This is a genomic window from Parasphaerochaeta coccoides DSM 17374, assembly GCF_000208385.1.
Classification (GTDB): Bacteria; Spirochaetota; Spirochaetia; order Sphaerochaetales; family Sphaerochaetaceae; genus Parasphaerochaeta; species Parasphaerochaeta coccoides.
In genome coordinates this window covers 77,056-93,853 of record NC_015436.1, presented here as the reverse complement: position 1 = coordinate 93,853, position 16,798 = coordinate 77,056, and the positions used below count along the sequence as shown (strand labels likewise).

The window sequence follows — 16,798 nt, the reverse complement described above, 5'->3', positions numbered from 1 at the left end:
GGGCTTTACAAACAGGAGCAAAGTGATGAAAAGAATTCGTTGTGGTGTCATAGGACTGGGGCGGCTCGGCTTCCGCCATGCGGCAAACCTTGCCGGCAGCATTCCTGGCGCGGAACTGACCGCTGTCTCGGATGTGTCTTCCAAGGCATTGGAATTGTTCACGGCCAGCTATCCTTCAGTAGCGGGGTTTACGGACTATCATGATGTTCTGAATAGCAAGGATATCGATGCTGTCGTCATTGCTTCTTCAACAACCATGCATGCCGCCATGATTACTGATGCCATCAATGCAGGCAAGGCCGTTTTCTGTGAAAAACCTCTTTCATTGAATCTTGATGAGGCTCTTGCCGTCCAGGAACTGGCTGCAAAAAAGCATGCTTTCGTGCAACTGGGCTTCATGAGACGGTTTGACGCTGGATATGCGGCAGCGAAAAAGAAAATTGAATCCGGAGACATCGGAACCCCTGTTTCCCTGCTGGGAATAAGCCGGGACCCTTCCTGCCCTCCGATAGAGTTCGCCAAGTCAAGCGGGGGACTTATCCTTGACCTGTGCGTCCATGACTTCGATTTGTGCAGATGGTTCACGGGTTCCGAAGCCGTTGAAATATACGCACGGGGCGGCATCGTCCGGTACAAAGAACTTGAAGCGGTCGGCGACATAGACCATGTGAACATTGAAATTACTTTTGCAAACGGGGTTCTCGGCTCTCTGGAAGGAAGCAGAAACTCACGGTACGGCTATGACGTGCGTACCGAGGTAGTGTGTTCGGAAGGGGCAGCCTTCATTGGGAACCTCCAGGATTCTCCCATGGAAGTCATGGATGCCTCCGGAATACATAAAAACACAGTGGATGGTTTTCTGGGCAGGTTCGGACAGGCATATCTCGAAGAACTGCGCCGCTTCATCCACGATGTCCAGGCGGGAAACGCTCCATGCGTCGGCATTGACGATGGCATAGCAGCCCTTAAGCTCGGCATTGCGGCCAACGCATCCCTGAGACAGGGCAAACCGGTTCCTGTCTGACATGAAGGTCATGAGGACGACAACGCCAGAACAGAGGGAGGAAAAAGAATGAATCCGACAGCAGAGAAGCAGGATGCAAGAAAAAGGAATGGGTTTTCATTATTCATGAAAGGATATGGCATCGTGTTCAGCCTGATTGTGCTGAGCATAGTGATTGCCATACTTTCACCGCGATTCCTGTCTTTGGACAATCTGCGGAATGTACTGGCACAGGCTACCGTAAGCGCCGTGATTTCCGTTGGCGAGTTCCTTGCAATCCTTACGGGAGGCATAGACTTGTCCATCGGTTCTATCCTTGCCATGTCCATCATGGCCATGGGAGTTTTTGTCGTAAGGCTCGGCATGGATCCTTTTCTCGGCATGCTTCTCTGCCTGTTGATAGGAACCTTGTTCGGGCTTATCAATGGTCTGCTCCTGACAAAGCTCAAGCTGCCCCACCCGTTCATTTCCACTACAGGTACAAAGATGATAGGCCGGGGAATTGCGTTGGCGATTACCGCAGCCATGCCTATCAGCGGTTTCCCCATGGCGGTTCAGTTCATGGGCAGCCATTACTTTGGCCCGATTCCCGCAAGCATCGTCCTTGTCATCGTCCTGTATATAGGCATGTTCTTTTTCCTGACCCATACAGCAACGGGACGACATATTTACGCAATCGGAGGAAACACGGAAGCCAGCCGGTTGAGCGGCATCAACGTATCAAAGGTCAAATGCATCGTATATGCGCTCAGTGGTTTCACCGCTGCCCTCGCCGGCATAGTCCTGGTCGGACGTGTCAATGCGGCGTACCCTTTGGCGGGACAGGATTATGAGTCTGATGCAATCGCAGCCGTCATCATAGGCGGAGCAAGTTTCTCCGGAGGAACCGGGAAAATCGGCAATACTATCATCGGTGTCCTGATCATTGCCGTTCTGCGCAATGGATTGAATCTGCTTAATGTCGATTCCGCATTCCAGACTGTCACCATAGGTGTCGTCATCATTCTGGCTGTGTACATTGATGTCCTGCGGCAGCGTGTATCGGCTGTCGCAAAGTAGGACACGAAGCAAAGAGGGTTTTCGCAAAGAAAGTGGGAAATAACATCCCATCCATATCAAGGAGGATCGATATGAAGAAAATTGGTTTATTGTTCCTGATCATCGCGCTTCTGATGGTTCCCGCAACCCTGTTTTCCCGTGGAACGCAGGAATCCGCCAAGGATAGCGGGAAGATGAAGATTGCCGTTGTCCTGAAGACTCTGAGCAGTGAATACTGGCAACGTGTCGTTTCCGGCGCGGACGAGGCCGCGGCACACTACGGAGTGGAGCTCATCAAGCTCGGCCCTCCGACGGAAGATGCCATCGAGCAGCAGATCAACATGGTACAGGATGCCCTGGCACAGAACCCTGCCGCATTGGTCTTCTCACCAAGCCAGCCACCGACAGCAGTCAATGTCATGGATTCCGCAAAGGCGAAAGGTATTCCTGTCGTCCTTGTTGATACGCCCATGCCTGATGGATATGCGAATTATGCGACATTCATCGGTACGGAGAACTATGCAGCCGGAAAGCTCGGTGCTGAAGCTTTGATAAAAGCGGTCGGTCCAGGCGCGAAAGCCATCATCATTGAAGGGGCTCCCGGAAATCCGACGACCACCCAGAGGGCAGATGGAGCGCAAGCTGCTTTCCAGGCCGCGGGAATCACCGTCCTTGCACGGCAGCCAGGATATAGTGACCGTGAAAGAGCATACACGGTCATGCAGAATCTGCTACAGACTCACGGAAGCGTCAACATAGTATTCGCTTCCAATGATGAAATGGCGTTGGGAGCCTTGCGCGCGCTCCAGCAGGCAGGGGTGAAAGCTGCTGTCATGGGTACTGATGGAAACAAAGAGGCTTTGGAGTCCATTCTTGCCGATGGCCTTTTCGCCAGCGTCGCCCAGAAGCCGGAAGCCATGGGATATCTTGGAGTTGAAATCGCGATTACCCTGGCGAACGGCGGTACGGTTGAAAAACGCATTGATAGCGGTGTCGATGTCATTGTCAAGGAAACCGCCCAGGCAGCCCTGGACAACCTCAAGTAGCATCTTCTTGATGGAGGGAGCTTCGGCTCCCTTCATTTTTCCCGTGCCTGCCAAACATCAGCATGCCGCTCGTCCGCACTGCCTTGAAATGAGCAGAAATGACCGGAAAATGAACACTTCTTTATGTATGGATACGTTTGGACGAGTATTGTATGATTCCTGATAATATCATATGGGTTTCGGTCACTATGCGGAAACTACCGCTGAAGTTGTTGCTGGAAAAAGATTATACGGCATCTTATATTGTCGAATGGCCGCAGTGGGATGACGCAATCGCGAACCGGAACCCGGAGGAAACCCGCCGATGGTAAGTATCAAGGATATCGCAAGAATTGCTGACGTGTCTGTTTCCACCGTATCCAGGATTATCAACAACAAAAAGGGCGTGAACCTTGAAAAACAGGCGCGGGTGCTTCAAGCAATAAAATCTACCGGGTACGTGCCGAACAAGGCCGCCCGTGACATGGTGATGAAACGAACATTCACCGTCGCCCTGATAATTCCTGATACCTTCAACATATTCCAACGACAACTTTTCTCCAATATAGAGCATCATCTCCAGAAATTCGGATATCGCACTGTCTTCTATTTTGTCGCGATGGGGCCTGATGGAGAAGATGACTGTTTTCAGAGGGTCAAGTCCGAAAGGACGGACGGAATCATCATGCTCCAGGAAATCCAGCTCCACGCTTTTTACGAATATCTTGAAAGCAACAAGATTCCCTGTGTAATCACAACCTTCGAGAAAGATGAATGGACCTCGACGAGCATACATGTCAGCGAAGAAGAAGCGGCTCATGCCGCAGTCAATCATCTCATCCAGCTGGGTCACAGGCGCATCTCCCTGATCTGTGGAAAGAGATACTCTTTCAGCCTTGAACGAAAACGAGGGTACAGGAATGCCCTGGAATACGCAGGATTGAAGTATGATGAAAACCTTGTCGTATATGTTGATTCCTACAGTGTCCTCTCCGGAGGAGAAGGAATGCGGGAGCTTATGAAGCGCAATACGCCGTTCACTGCTGTCTTTGCGGTGACAGATGAGCTGGCTATCGGCGCAATGCGGGAATTGAAGGATCATGGCATTTCCGTCCCGCAAGATGTATCCATCGTAGGCTTTGATGACATAGAGATTTCTTCATTCACCATTCCGCGTCTCACGACCATCCGCCAGCCTCTCGGCGAAATGGCTCAGACATCTGTCGCGATGATTCATTCCCTCATCACAAGTGAGAATCATCTCAACGTCAATATCGCCATGCCGTCCCAGCTGATAATCCGGGAATCAACCTCGACTCTGAATGGTAACGCACAAGACGGCACCTGAGGGCGGGAAATGGCAACAATACAGGCATTCAATTGGGCTGCGCGTTCTTACGGTTCCCGGAGGATGTAGTTTCATTGCAACTCTGGTGTTATTGCCTTATTTCGAGGAACGAACCTTTGCCAACCCTCCCATGCTCGTCTCCCGATAGAGGGACGGCAGAGCATGACCTGTTTCCATCATCACCCCGATGATATCATCAAAGGACACCTTATGCCGTCCATCGGAAATCAAAGCATAGGCGGCATGGTCGATGGCTCTCATGGTAGCCAAGGCATTACGTTCGATGCACGGTATCTGGACAAGGCCGAGCATAGGGTCGCAGGTGAGACCCAGATGATGCTCCAGCCCCATCTCGGCGGCATACTCAATCTGATAAATCGTTCCGCCCAGCAGCTGCACGGCTGCCCCACCCGCCATTGAGCAGGCGACGCCCACTTCTCCCTGGCAACCGACCTCAGCACCGCTGATCGATCCGTTTTCCTTCACAAGGTTCCCGATGACTCCGGCTGTCAGTAAAGCACGCAGAATCTTGGCGCGGGGAATGCTGCGATGCTTGTAGAAATAATAAAGGACGCCGGGCAAAACGCCGCTTGCCCCGCAGGTAGGAGCGGTGACAATCTGGCCGCCCCCCGCATTTTCTTCACTGACAGCCAAGGCATAGCTCATGGCGAATACGGCTGCCTCGGTAGGCCCTGAACCTTGGGCACGGGCATTGACCTGTGCGGCCTTGCGGGCAAGTTTCAAACCACCGGGCAGCACACCCTCATGGGACAGCCCGCTCTCAATGGAGGCACACATAGCTTCCCAAATGTCTGTTATGAAATCCATGATGGACGGACCTTCAAAAATGACAGGGATTTCCCATATTCGCAGACCTTCATTTTCACAGTAACGCAGGATGTCAGCCATAGAACCAAGGAAACCCGGATATGGCGCTGTCCTGCCCGTCTTCCTGTCCTTCTCACGGAGGATTTTTCCCCCGCCTACACTATAATATGTTTCTTCGCCAATAAGCTCGTCATCAGCATATCCAAAAGCCTTCAACGTCAGCGCATTGGGATGGAAGTCCTTAAATTCCTCTGGATGCCACGATATCTCGATAGTCTTTCCCGCTTTTTCAAAGACATCCTTCAGCACCTGGTCGGTGAGATGCCCCTTGCCTGTCGCCGCCAGACTGCCGAACAAGTCGGCCTTGAATCCTGGAGCCTGGGAATAGGCCGAAAGAAAATCCAGGGCAGCGTAACGCGGCCCCATGGTGTGACTGCTCGACGGACCATAACCGATCCTGTACAATTCCCGCAATGATTCCATAATCTATAAGCGAATCTAGTACTTTTCAGCGAAAAATGGAAGGATATCCTCCTTTGTTTTTCCTCTTGGATGGCATTTATGTCCATTGCATTGCCATCAAGGACTTCACTACCGCGACATGTTTTCACAGATACCGTGGTTTCAGCATAATTGACGCATTCGGTACGCCTTCCTCTACCACGATATCAAGCTCAATGCGGAGGGATGCACAATAGTACCTGTATTTTCCGGCACCCAGGCTCATATGAGGAACAGGCATCCCCATGCCAATCCAGAGAGGTTTGTCACTTCCTGTCTCTGATACCCAACGTCCTGAAGGAACGTCATGAAGGACGACAATTTTTTCTTCTTTCCGGGAGAAAGATGCTTCCGACAAGGTTCCGTTGAGCAGGGCAAGGCCAAACTTTTCCAGATCCAGCATCCTCACATCCCCACATTTCTCCGTGGCAACAGCGGCGACGGCAGGATAATCCATCGCTTCAATGACTATTGCGTCCTGCTTCACAAGGGAAAGAAGAAAATCACCGAGAGCGCCCTGCGTCTGGGAAAGAACAACCGTGGAACCTCCCGACCGTGGCGTCCATGCCCCGGCATAGGGAGCCAGTTCTCCCAAGGGGAACGCGCAGATGACGCACGTCTTGCCCAACGGCACGGAGATGACAGTCTCTTTGCCAGCATTCATGTGGCGTCGTACCAATGTTTCCCCATTGTTCCATATCAGGGTATACCAAATCTCCGTTCCTTCTTCATCCCAGGGATGGTGCGCATCCAAGGAAACACGCACAGGACGATGCCCCACAGGTTCCCATCCGCATCCCGCAAGCGCCAGGAGGCAAAGAAGACAGAAGATGCGACAGAGCAGAAATCCAAGCTGACGAGAAAAAAGCTTCATGATGCATTGAATGCGGGAACCCGGCTTTCCGTTTCAACCGTGGACAAGGCTCTTACGTGGGGAAGCTCCCCTCATCTGTACGTGATACTGCGGTTTGGTTGGCTTGTCCGAGCCGGTGGTCTTGTTTGTCCCCGGCTTTTTGTGGCCGCAAAAAAACCGCTGGACCAGTGACCCAGCGGCTCCTCCTTCTACTCCCAAGGTGATTTCTCTCCCCCTGGTTTGTCCGTATGCGGAAAAAATCAGTACGGACGAAAGCAACGACAAAAGGATTATTACATGGAAAACAGGATGTGGAAAGGAAAAAAATTACAGGAGAGTCACATTTATTTCGACAACACCCTCATATCTCCCTTCGGAGTAACCGAAAAATGCATTATGAAACCATAAAGTCAACGTTGACTTCTTTAATTTTTCTCATATTTCAAGTATCATTCAGAAAAATGATGGTGCCTCATCCATAAAGACAAATCCATTCCATCCCCCGAAAAAAGGACATGCTGATGATGCTATCGTTGGTGACAGAAACAAAATCTTCCCAAATCGCCTCAAAACTGGAAGACATGATCTTGAACAACACCTATAAGGCAGGAGAGAAGCTGCCCTCCCAACAGGAGCTCGCCAAGCAGTTCTCCACAAGCTCCCGTTCCATAAGGGAAGCCTTCAAGGGACTTGAGGCAAAAGGCTTGGTACAAATCAGCCAAGGACGCAACGCGATCGTGAAGTCCAACAACCTTGACCAATTCGTCGGATCTCTTTCCGCCACACTGTTTTCTTCCCACTGCCACGATCGGAAAATGACACTCGACCTGATAAAAGCCCGGACGGTGATTGAGATTGCCTCGACCTACGAACTCTCCCGCAATCCTCAGAGGATGCTGATAGTGCGCACTTTGGAACGTTTCGTCACCAAGATGGAGCAGCTCATTCCCCGCCTTGAAGACCACAAGGACACGGAAGCCGTCCAACTTTTCCGCCAGACTGACATCAACTTCCACAAGACCCTGTTCCACTCCGTCGACAACATCATTTTCAACAGCTTCTATGAAAACTTTTCACCTCTGCTCCATTCCCATTTGGAGAAACTCGAAGAGTCCTTCACGGAGAAAAAGAAGAAGGTCAACGAATATCGCTATTTGATAGAAGCCCTTGATGACGGGCAAACGAACCTGGCCGTTGCCCTGATACTGACTCGCATGACCAACCTGCGCCGCATGTTTGAAAACATGTTCGTTTCAGATTTAGAACTGGCAAGACCTGTCAACCTATAGAAAGATGAATATGCCTGTCGTCGATATCAGCCATGCCACCGTAAGCAGGAACGGCCGCATCATCCTTGATGATGTATCCCTGTGCATAGAAGAACATCAGCATATTGCCATCATCGGAGCTAACGGAGCAGGCAAAAGCACCTTGGCGGGTGTCATGTCCATGGGCGTGCATCCCCTGTACAGGGAAAACTTCTCACGCATCCTTTTCGGACAAAGGAAATGGCATATCCATGAACTGAGGAAAAAGCTAGGTATTGTGTCACAACCGCTCCAGACACTTTGCTCGACCACCTATACTGTCACGGAAATCGTCATTTCCGGTCTATTCAGCTCCATCGGCCTTGATTTTTCCCATCATGTCACCCCTGAGCATGACCGTCAGGCGCATGACATCATGGAGAAATTCAACATCATCCATCTGAAGGACAAGAGCATGAACACCCTCTCATCAGGAGAAGCCCGCAGAGCGCTGATTGCCCGCGCCTGCATCAACGACCCTTCCCTGCTGATACTCGATGAAGCCGTCACCAGCCTGGACTTCCCTTCCCGCGCGCAGTACCGTTCCACGCTCAGAACCCTGGCGGATACCGGCAAGACATTGGTTCTCATCACCCATGAACTGAGCGAAATCATCACGGAAATCGAAAGGGTCATCGTGATGAAGGACGGCAGGATTATGGCTGACGGTCCCAAGGAAGACATCCTCACCGAGGAAATCCTGGCTGACGCATATGGACAAAAGGTCTACATTGATCATCGCGACGGTTTGTATTCCGCGTGGTGCTGATACATTTAGCTATCCGAGACGTCCGATCCATAGTATATAGTGGATATGACGTACCACTTCACAAGCGAGGTTCTTGACATGAAACGTTGTTCCATCATCATTCACAGTACCACGGGAAACTGCTTCATCATGGGCAGTCACCTGAAGGATTCCTTTGCCGAAATGGGCTTTGATGCACGCCTGTACCGGGTCAAGGACGATGACCTTCACATTCTGGCGAACACACTGGAGAGCACCAACGATTTCTATGAAGACATCATCTCCCTGGGAGAAGCCACAATATCCACCCTCATCAAAAGCTCCCTCATCATCCTCGGCTCTCCTTCGCGCTTCGGCAATGTGACGCCGGAGATGAACGCCTTCATGGACACAGCATGGCCGCTGAAGGAAAGCGGGGAACTGGAAGGCAAGTTCTTCGGATGCTTCACCAGCAGTTCGGACGAGACGGATGAACCTTCCCGTGCCCTTGAGACAATGGCGCATTGGGCGCAGAGCCTGGGAATGATACACATACCCTATGGCACGCAGATAAAGCCGGGAGTTCCCGCACAGCCGCCCCAGGGCGTCGTCCACCGGGCAGGAAAGGACGGCACCATCCGCCCTGCTCAAAGCATGGGGAAAGCCCTGGAAGTTTACGCCCACACCATGGCCAAGATAGTCACGCCGCAGAACTGACTGTCACTTCTTGGAGAAAACATTCTTGAACCGCTGCTTCATGCGACCCCAAAATCCTGTCCCGAAGCGTTTCTGGTAATCACGGGCAGCGGTGGTGATGGAAACTGATTGATTCCCCGTGGAATGTTTCAGATTGTCCCAATGGCGCACAATCCACATGTAGAGATCAGTTTCCGTCTTTCCCGGAAACGTAGCCAAGAGACCATCACGCCGTATTTCCCTCACAATGGGCATATAAACATTGTCGAACCATGAGCGGGCGGCCTCCGAGAACGGAATCTCCTCTTTACGGTTCTGGTTGATATAGTATTTATGTACAAGGATATGATTGACCATCTCAGGATACATGCCGGGCGATGTGAAGGAAATCAGTCCCATGTCCAGGTATTTCTCCGGCTGATATTCCTCTATGAAGCATTTCCGTTCGTAGTCCACCACGCTCTTGCGCAGCGTGCGCATGGTCATGCCCGGTTCAAGTTCAATCTCGGTATCCAGCTCGACCACTTCCGCATCAATGAACTCCACCCCCTGTGTCCGCGCCACGGACACCCGGTGGTTTCCGTCACGGACAAAATACCATTCCCCTAGCTTATAGACGCTAATCGGCGGCAGGTTGATATAGGTTCTGTGGGCGCGGTCTATGCTTTCCCACCGTCCCCTGAGCAAGTCCTTCTTGGGATAGAAGGCGCTGGTGAAATCATGGTAACGTCCCTCGGAACCAATGATTTTATCCACAGGAATCGTCTTGATTCCCAAATATGTCTCTTTCTTCGGTTTGATGAGGCTGGTGACTTCGTACAGTGACAGCAGGTCAACGTTGTGCCATTGGATGGCATCCATCAACGACTGCATCCGGCCTCTGGAGCGAGCCTTGGCGAAATCTTCATTGGCCTGATACGCCAAATCCCTATTCATTGTCCTTTCCTCCAAGTTCCGAATCCTCCAGCGTGTAGTTCAGGTACACGTTGATGACTTTCGTCTTGTGATACGTCTTGATACGCGCGGCATTCAAGTCGGTCATATGCACATGTCCGTGCAACAGGTACTTCGGCTCGAACCATTTCATGAATTTCAAGAAACTCTTGAACCCGACATGGCAGGGATCAATGTCATCATTGATGCCATAGGGCGCCGCATGGGTCACCAGGATATCAAGATAGCGTCCATACCTGAGTTTGTTGTAGAGCAGACGCGGCGCCATGGCCAGAATCCTGCGCATCATCTGCTTGTCAGTGAACTGATGCGCACCATTGTTGTAACGGTTTGACCCTCCAAGTCCAGCGACAAGAACTCCCGTTTTCCTGTCCCGCGTTACTTTACCGTCTATGTAGTCCCCTCCATAGGGAGGCAGACTGCCAAACCGAGGCTGCTCCATGGCAGCCTCCATCCCGTCTTTCTTGAAGTAATGGAAATGCTCCAGGTTGTGATTGCCGAAGACAAAGAACAGCGGTTTGTTCAAGGTCGAAATAATGTATTCATAATAGGGCAGTGACAGGTCTCCGGCACTGATGACAAAATCCACATTCCCGTAACGCTCGGTTATGTGGCTGGAATATACAATGGGATCCGGCGTATCTGATATGCAGAGTATTTTCATTTCTTCCTCATCCCAAAGGATATCCGCAGTCTACACCAAAAATCTGGCCTGTGACAGCACGCGCCCTTTCCGAAGCCAGGAACAGCACCATGTCCGCTGCCTCCGAAGCCTGGACAAGGCGACCCAGTGCCGCCCTCCGCACATAGGATTGGGCAAGGGAAGAATCTCCTTCATGCAGATACGGCGCATCAATCAAGCCGGGCGCCACGGCATTGACCCGTATCCGCGGCCCCACCTCGGCGGCAAGGCTGGCCGTATAGGAAGACACGGCACCTTTGGAGGCATCATAATGCGCGGTACCGCCGAAGCCCGGACGGGATGCGTTCATGCTGGAGATGTTCACTATGGAACCACCATCAGCCAATACTGGCAGGAAAGTCTTCACCATGCGCCACACACCCGTGATGTTGGTGTCAAAAACAGTATCCCAATCCTGCTCCGCCAAGTCTTCCTGACTGGATACCGTGAATACTCCGGCATTGTTGACCAGGACATCAAGGTATCCATGTTCTTTCATGACGGCATCCCGCGCCGCAGTTACAGAGGCACCATCACGCACGTCAATACGCAGGGGCAAAAGTCGCGAGCCGACTTCCTCTGCCAAGGTCAAGGCTCGCTTCTTTCCGTGTGGGGAAGTCCAGCCGCACCATACGTATGCGCCTTCATGAAGGAAAGCGCGGCATATGGCTTCCCCCAAAGTGCTGGTTCCGCCTGTCACTACAATGACGGCATCATGTACATTCATTTCCATCACGTCCCCCATGCGGCAAGAAACTCGCGTACCAAGGCACAGCCATGATAATGATTCAGCAAATCCTCCCTACCTTGAATATACTGCTGATCGTCAAATGGAGGACACATGACAGCGGTACATAATGACCAGCCCGCCTCTCCGCCGGGATATGGCCGGCTTCCTTGCCATCTGCCTTTTTCCACCATGGCGGCAGGGATATGTCCCGCCATGATATCCGCTCCCAGGATACGGACAGACCATGACCCGTCAGGCTCCAGAAGCAATTGCTCCACAGGATCTCCCGCGGCGAAATGCCAGCTTTCATCGGCGGAAAGCAGATGGAGACTGGACCAAGAAGCGGTCGTCATCAGATAGAGGATGCCGCTCCCAATTTTTTCTCCCTGCGGAGAGAGAAAGGGAGAGAGCGGCCGAAAATACCCGCCCTCTCCTTCCAGCGGCTCAAGACCGAGCCGAGAGATGACATCAGAAGCGTTCACAACGGCCATTTCTGTACGATGTCGCGAACCAAAGCGGAGAATGTCTCCTTGACCTTTTCCCCTGTCTCCAGCACTTCTTCATGGTTGAGCGGCTGATCAAGGATTCCGGACGCCATGTTGGTCAGACAACTGATTCCCAACGTCCTTATGCCCAGATGACTTGCCGCAATGGCTTCCGGAACCGTAGACATGCCCACGGCATCAGCTCCGAGCAGACGTGCCATCCTGACCTCAGCGGGAGTTTCAAAGGATGGCCCGGTGAACAACTGGTAGACCCCCTCGCGGATATCAATGCCCAGATCCTGGGCGCAGCGTCGAGCCAGCTTCCTGAGCTGTATATCATAGGCACGGGACATATCAAAGAAACGTGGGCCAAGGGACTCATCGTTGCGTCCCCTCAGGGGATTATCCTGAACCAGCTTGATATGGTCGCTGATAATCATAAGGGAACCCGGCTCCCATGCGGGGTTCACGCATCCGGCGGCATTGGTGAGCAGGAGATTCCTTACACCGAGGGCGTACATGACCTGTACGGGGAACACCACGAGATCCATCCCATAGCCTTCGTAGTAATGGAAACGACCCTGCATGCACACAACCTTCCGTCCACGGAGGGAACCTATCACTAAGCGACCGGCATGACCGGGGACGGTGGATACCGGGAAATGGGGAATATCCTTGTAAAGGATTACTGTTGCATCGGTCACTTCATCAGCAAGGGCGCCAAGCCCGCTGCCCAGGATAATGCCAATCTCCACGGGCATATCCCCTATGATTCCGCGAATGTATGCGGATGATTCATTCATTTTCTTTTTCAAATCTTCCATGGTGCCTCCCGGAACATCACAATCAGAGATGGATGTCCCCTCTACACCATACCGTATTTTTCCCCTTGCGTCTTCTTCCTTTTACACGCATGGCTCCTATGAAAGACCTCTTTTCTCAGCGGCACGAAAAAGAAAACCGGTCATTGTCCCGCCATGCCAAGATTCATCAGCCGGCGGGACAGCAACCAGGGAATCAGAACGGTATGCCGCTCGCCCTGGGCGCCGCGGACCGCTTGGAGAAAACGACCAAAGCAATCAACGTCACCACGTAGGGGAATATCTTCAGGTACATCGGAGGAATGACAGCAAGCTGTGGAATGGCTTGGGACACATTTGCAACAGTAGTAGCCAACCCAAAGAAGAACGTAGCGCCCAGGATGCCCAAAGGCTTCCACTGCCCGAAAATCAACGCCGCAATGGAGAGGAAACCAAGCCCTGCCACGCTCCCGTTGAACTCACCGCTGTAGGTAATCAGGATGGCACCACCGCCCAGCCCTGCCAATGCTCCGCTCATCACTACTCCGAAGTAGCGCATCAGCCGCACATTGACACCTGCTGACGCAACAGCCGACGGATGCTCGCCGCAGGCACGCAGACGCAGACCGAAGGATGTCTTGTAGAGGAACCACCAGGAAGCCCCCCAGATTGCCAGGACAAGCCATGTACTCCAGTATGTCTGGGAAAAGAACAGAGGCCCAAGGACGGGAATCTTCGACAGCACCGGGACATCTGAACGGACAATGCCCATCATGATGCGGATGTTGCCGCTGCCGCTGAAAACCCGTGCCAGATAGACAGTCAGGGCGGCGGCAAGCATATTGATTGCCGTGCCGCTAATCGTCTGGTCAGCACGCAGATTAATTGAAGCAAAGGCGTGGAGAAGACTGAACAACGCTCCCGCCAGCATCCCTGTCAAAAGTCCGAGTGGCAAAGCCCACGCGTAGAAGCTGCTTTCAAAACTTCTGATGAACAAAGCGCAAGCAAAATAACCAACCAGCATCAAACCTTCGAGACCCAGGTTGGTGACACCGCTTCTCTCGCTGTACAGACCGCCGAGCGCAGTGACCAACATGGGGATGGTATAGGCAATCGCATAAGGAAAGACAAGAGTTATTATATGCCACATATCACACATCCTCCTTCCGCGACGCGGCCATCGCCTTTTCCTGCCTCACATTTTCCCGACGTTTGCTCCACCGTACAAAAAAACGAAGGAACAGGGAACTGGTCGCCGTAAAATAGATGATGATGGCAATGATTGTATCCGCAATCTCCGGCGGCACTTTCGTCATTGCGTTCATGAACCCCTTGCCCGCCTGGAGAAGCCCGAAGAACAAACCGGACAGAAGAATACCGAGAGGCGTGCTGGCTCCAAGGAGAGCCACCGCAATGCCATCAAAACCTTGGCTGGGCATGACGCCAATCTGGACGTTCAGACTGTAGCCGGTATAGTAAGCCATACCAGCGAGACCGGCCAAGCCGCCGCTAATCATCATGGAGATAATGATGTCCCGGTTTACCTTGATACCGGCGTATTCCGCGCAGAACCGGTTGGAACCAACTGTCTTCAGCTCAAAGCCAAGGGTCGTCCTGTCCAGGATGAACTTGATGATGAGCACTGCCGCTATGGCTATGAATATGCCCAGATTGATGTATGAGCCATTGAACAACCTGCTCAGCCACTCCATCCTGAGCGAATTACCCGCGGGAATGGACATGGATTCAGTCTCCAGGCTCGGCCCTTTCAGATGAGCCGGCACAATATAGTAGACCACCCAGTACGCTATCCAGTTCATCATGATGGTCGCCACGACCTCATGGACGTTGAACCGTGCTTTCAAAAAGCCCGGTATGATGCCCCAGACCGCCCCCGCCAGCAAGCCGAAAAAGATAATCATGACCAAGAGCAACGGCCGGGGAAGATTCATCCGATGAGCGACGAAAGTAGCGGCAAGACCGCCCATCAGCATCTGTCCCGCGCCACCTATGTTGAAAAGACCTGTCTTGAAGGAGAATCCGACTGACAACCCCACCAAAATCAGCATGGTTGCCGTCGCCATTGTATCGCCAATGCGCTTGATGTTCATCAAGCCGCCACGGAACAGATAAAGATACCCGCTGAAGGGGTTCCTGCCGATGAGGGCCATAAGCACCGCTCCGGCGAGAAGCCCCAGAATGATGGCTGAGAACCCCGTCAGGAATACGTGCTGGCCGGGAGCCTGTAGTTTCTTACCCTTGATCATTGTTCTCCTCCCCGATCCTTGATGCCCGCCATCATTAGACCGACAGCGTGTTCGTCGGTAGAGCGGGTATCCACAATGTCCATCAGTTCTCCGGAATTGATGACCGCAATCCGGTCGGACAGGTTGAATATCTCATCCAGCTCAAAGGAAATCAAAAGTACAGCCTTCCCTCTCTCACGCTGGGATATCAGCTGTTTATGGATGAACTCAATGGCGCCAACATCCAAGCCACGGGTGGGCTGGACGGCAATGAGCAGACGCGGATCATAAGAAATTTCCCGCCCTACAATTGCTTTCTGCTGGTTGCCACCGCTCAGCATCCCCGCAAGGGAATGGATGCCTTCCCCGCTGCGCACGTCAAACCTGCGTACAATGCCTTGGGCATATTCCACTATGGCATTCTGATCCAGAAGGCCGTTGCGGGAAAAAGGACTGTGATAATAGTCCTTCACCACCATATTGGCGGCAACGGTCGCGTTCAACACCAGCCCACGCTTCTGACGATCCTCAGGGATATGCCCCATGCCCATCTCATTGCGGGTACGAACCGACAAAGGAGTGATGTCCTTTCCTGAAAGAAGGATTGAGCCGGACACCACAGGACGCAGTCCTGTGATAGCCTCAATTAATTCGCTCTGTCCATTGCCATCAACACCGGCCAGGCCGACAATCTCACCCTCACGCACACTGAAGGAGAAATCCTTCACGCCCAGGATTTTCTTGGCGTTCATGACATTCAGACCCTGTATCTCCAATACAGGCGCACCGGGAGTCATCGGTTTCTTTTCAACCTTGAAGTTTACAGGACGCCCCACCATCATGGCAGCCATCGTAGCTTGGCTGGTCGAGGCGACATCTACGGTATCAATGACCGTACCACGCCTGATGATGGTACATCTGTCGGCCACTGCCTTGATTTCTGCCAGCTTGTGGGTAATCAGGATGATAGATTTCCCTTCATCACGCAAGCTGCGCATGATGTCCATCAATTCATCTATCTCCTGCGGAGTAAGCACAGCCGTAGGTTCATCAAAGATGAGGATATCCGCATTGCGGTACAGCATCTTCAAAATCTCCACGCGCTGCTGCATACCAACACTGATATCCTCAATCACCATCTCCGGATTGACCATCAGGCCATATTGCCTGGAAAGTCCGGCAATCCTTGCGGCTGCTTCTTTTGCATTGAAGACAAATCCACCTTCCTTGCCGAGGATGATGTTCTCCGTGACCGTGAAATTATGGACGAGCTGGAAATGTTGGTGCACCATGCCAATGCCCAAGTCGTTGGCATCGTTGGGGGATGTGATGGACACCTCCCGTCCTTTGACCTTGATTGTCCCTTGATCGGCGCGATAGAGGCCGAACAGAATGCTCATCAAGGTTGACTTCCCGGCGCCGTTTTCTCCCAAGAGAGCATGTATCTCCCCCTGGTTGACGGAAAAGGAAATATCATCGTTGGCGATGATGCCGGGAAATTCCTTCCGTATATGCAACATTTCAATGGCGTGACTCATTGGTAGATAATCTCCATGAGGATACGGCAAGCCGTAT

Annotated in this window: 18 protein-coding genes; 8 read left to right on the top strand and 10 right to left on the bottom strand. The window is 52.3% G+C overall.

Annotated features, from left to right (window positions below; translation table 11 throughout):
- The first annotated feature begins 25 nt into the window (after positions 1 to 25).
- The 5 genes from SPICO_RS00395 (at position 26) to SPICO_RS00380 (ending at position 4,414) form a co-directional block, all read left to right on the top strand.
- On the top strand, positions 26 to 1,024 hold the full coding sequence (locus SPICO_RS00395; RefSeq protein ID WP_013738718.1) for a Gfo/Idh/MocA family oxidoreductase: 999 nt from the start codon (positions 26 to 28) through the stop codon (positions 1,022 to 1,024).
- Between the two features lie 48 nt (positions 1,025 to 1,072).
- A complete protein-coding gene (locus tag SPICO_RS00390; protein WP_013738717.1) occupies positions 1,073 to 2,062 on the top strand; it encodes an ABC transporter permease in 990 nt (329 codons plus the stop codon).
- A gap of 71 nt (positions 2,063 to 2,133) precedes the next feature.
- Positions 2,134 to 3,087, top strand: a complete 954-nt coding sequence (locus SPICO_RS00385; RefSeq protein WP_013738716.1) for a sugar ABC transporter substrate-binding protein — start codon at positions 2,134 to 2,136, stop codon at positions 3,085 to 3,087.
- A gap of 152 nt (positions 3,088 to 3,239) precedes the next feature.
- On the top strand, positions 3,240 to 3,398 hold the full coding sequence (locus tag SPICO_RS10325; RefSeq protein ID WP_169310026.1) for a hypothetical protein: 159 nt from the start codon (positions 3,240 to 3,242) through the stop codon (positions 3,396 to 3,398).
- Positions 3,392 to 4,414: a LacI family DNA-binding transcriptional regulator gene (locus tag SPICO_RS00380; RefSeq protein ID WP_013738715.1), complete on the top strand. Its 1,023-nt coding sequence runs from the start codon at positions 3,392 to 3,394 to the stop codon at positions 4,412 to 4,414. Before SPICO_RS10325 ends, SPICO_RS00380 begins: the two co-directional genes overlap by 7 nt.
- Positions 4,415 to 4,510: 96 nt before the next feature.
- On the opposite strand, the gene SPICO_RS00375 is transcribed toward SPICO_RS00380, so the two are convergent.
- Both SPICO_RS00375 and SPICO_RS00370 read right to left on the bottom strand, forming a co-directional pair.
- Positions 4,511 to 5,725, bottom strand: a complete 1,215-nt coding sequence (locus tag SPICO_RS00375; protein WP_013738714.1) for an L-serine ammonia-lyase — start codon at positions 5,723 to 5,725, stop codon at positions 4,511 to 4,513.
- Between the two features lie 124 nt (positions 5,726 to 5,849).
- Complete coding sequence (locus SPICO_RS00370) at positions 5,850 to 6,617, bottom strand: hypothetical protein (RefSeq protein WP_148228965.1); 768 nt, start codon at positions 6,615 to 6,617, stop codon at positions 5,850 to 5,852.
- 500 nt (positions 6,618 to 7,117) lie between these two features.
- On the opposite strand from SPICO_RS00370, the gene SPICO_RS00360 reads away from it, so the two are divergent.
- The 3 genes from SPICO_RS00360 to SPICO_RS00350 are packed head-to-tail and all read left to right on the top strand — an operon-like array spanning position 7,118 to position 9,347.
- A complete protein-coding gene (locus SPICO_RS00360; protein WP_148229049.1) occupies positions 7,118 to 7,885 on the top strand; it encodes a FadR/GntR family transcriptional regulator in 768 nt (255 codons plus the stop codon).
- Positions 7,886 to 7,895: 10 nt separating this feature from the next.
- Positions 7,896 to 8,672: an ABC transporter ATP-binding protein gene (locus tag SPICO_RS00355; RefSeq protein ID WP_245523205.1), complete on the top strand. Its 777-nt coding sequence runs from the start codon at positions 7,896 to 7,898 to the stop codon at positions 8,670 to 8,672.
- Between the two features lie 45 nt (positions 8,673 to 8,717).
- The gene (locus tag SPICO_RS00350) at positions 8,718 to 9,347 is read left to right on the top strand and encodes a flavodoxin family protein (RefSeq protein ID WP_245523204.1); all 630 of its coding nucleotides are present in this window, start codon (positions 8,718 to 8,720) and stop codon (positions 9,345 to 9,347) included.
- 3 nt (positions 9,348 to 9,350) lie between these two features.
- Here the strand turns inward: SPICO_RS00350 and SPICO_RS00345 are convergent, their stop codons facing one another.
- From SPICO_RS00345 to SPICO_RS00310, 8 genes are all read right to left on the bottom strand, one after another.
- Positions 9,351 to 10,262, bottom strand: a complete 912-nt coding sequence (locus SPICO_RS00345) for a transcriptional regulator (protein WP_013738708.1) — start codon at positions 10,260 to 10,262, stop codon at positions 9,351 to 9,353.
- Positions 10,255 to 10,944, bottom strand: a complete 690-nt coding sequence (locus SPICO_RS00340) for a metallophosphoesterase family protein (RefSeq protein WP_013738707.1) — start codon at positions 10,942 to 10,944, stop codon at positions 10,255 to 10,257. The genes SPICO_RS00345 and SPICO_RS00340 overlap by 8 nt, the downstream gene beginning before the upstream one ends.
- A gap of 7 nt (positions 10,945 to 10,951) precedes the next feature.
- Positions 10,952 to 11,695, bottom strand: a complete 744-nt coding sequence (locus tag SPICO_RS00335; protein ID WP_013738706.1) for an SDR family NAD(P)-dependent oxidoreductase — start codon at positions 11,693 to 11,695, stop codon at positions 10,952 to 10,954.
- Positions 11,695 to 12,174, bottom strand: a complete 480-nt coding sequence (locus SPICO_RS00330; RefSeq protein WP_215904614.1) for a cupin domain-containing protein — start codon at positions 12,172 to 12,174, stop codon at positions 11,695 to 11,697. The genes SPICO_RS00335 and SPICO_RS00330 overlap by 1 nt, the downstream gene beginning before the upstream one ends.
- Entirely contained in the window at positions 12,171 to 13,001 is an 831-nt protein-coding gene (locus SPICO_RS00325) for a purine-nucleoside phosphorylase (protein WP_013738704.1), read from the bottom strand. The genes SPICO_RS00330 and SPICO_RS00325 overlap by 4 nt, the downstream gene beginning before the upstream one ends.
- 193 nt (positions 13,002 to 13,194) lie before the next feature.
- Complete coding sequence (locus tag SPICO_RS00320; protein ID WP_013738703.1) at positions 13,195 to 14,127, bottom strand: ABC transporter permease; 933 nt, start codon at positions 14,125 to 14,127, stop codon at positions 13,195 to 13,197.
- A 1-nt stretch (position 14,128) separates the two neighbouring features.
- Positions 14,129 to 15,244 carry an ABC transporter permease gene (locus tag SPICO_RS00315; protein WP_013738702.1) on the bottom strand — a complete coding sequence of 372 codons (1,116 nt, stop codon included), beginning with the start codon at positions 15,242 to 15,244 and terminating at the stop codon, positions 14,129 to 14,131.
- A complete protein-coding gene (locus SPICO_RS00310; protein ID WP_013738701.1) occupies positions 15,241 to 16,761 on the bottom strand; it encodes an ABC transporter ATP-binding protein in 1,521 nt (506 codons plus the stop codon). Before SPICO_RS00310 ends, SPICO_RS00315 begins: the two co-directional genes overlap by 4 nt.
- Between the last annotated feature and the right edge of the window lie 37 nt (positions 16,762 to 16,798).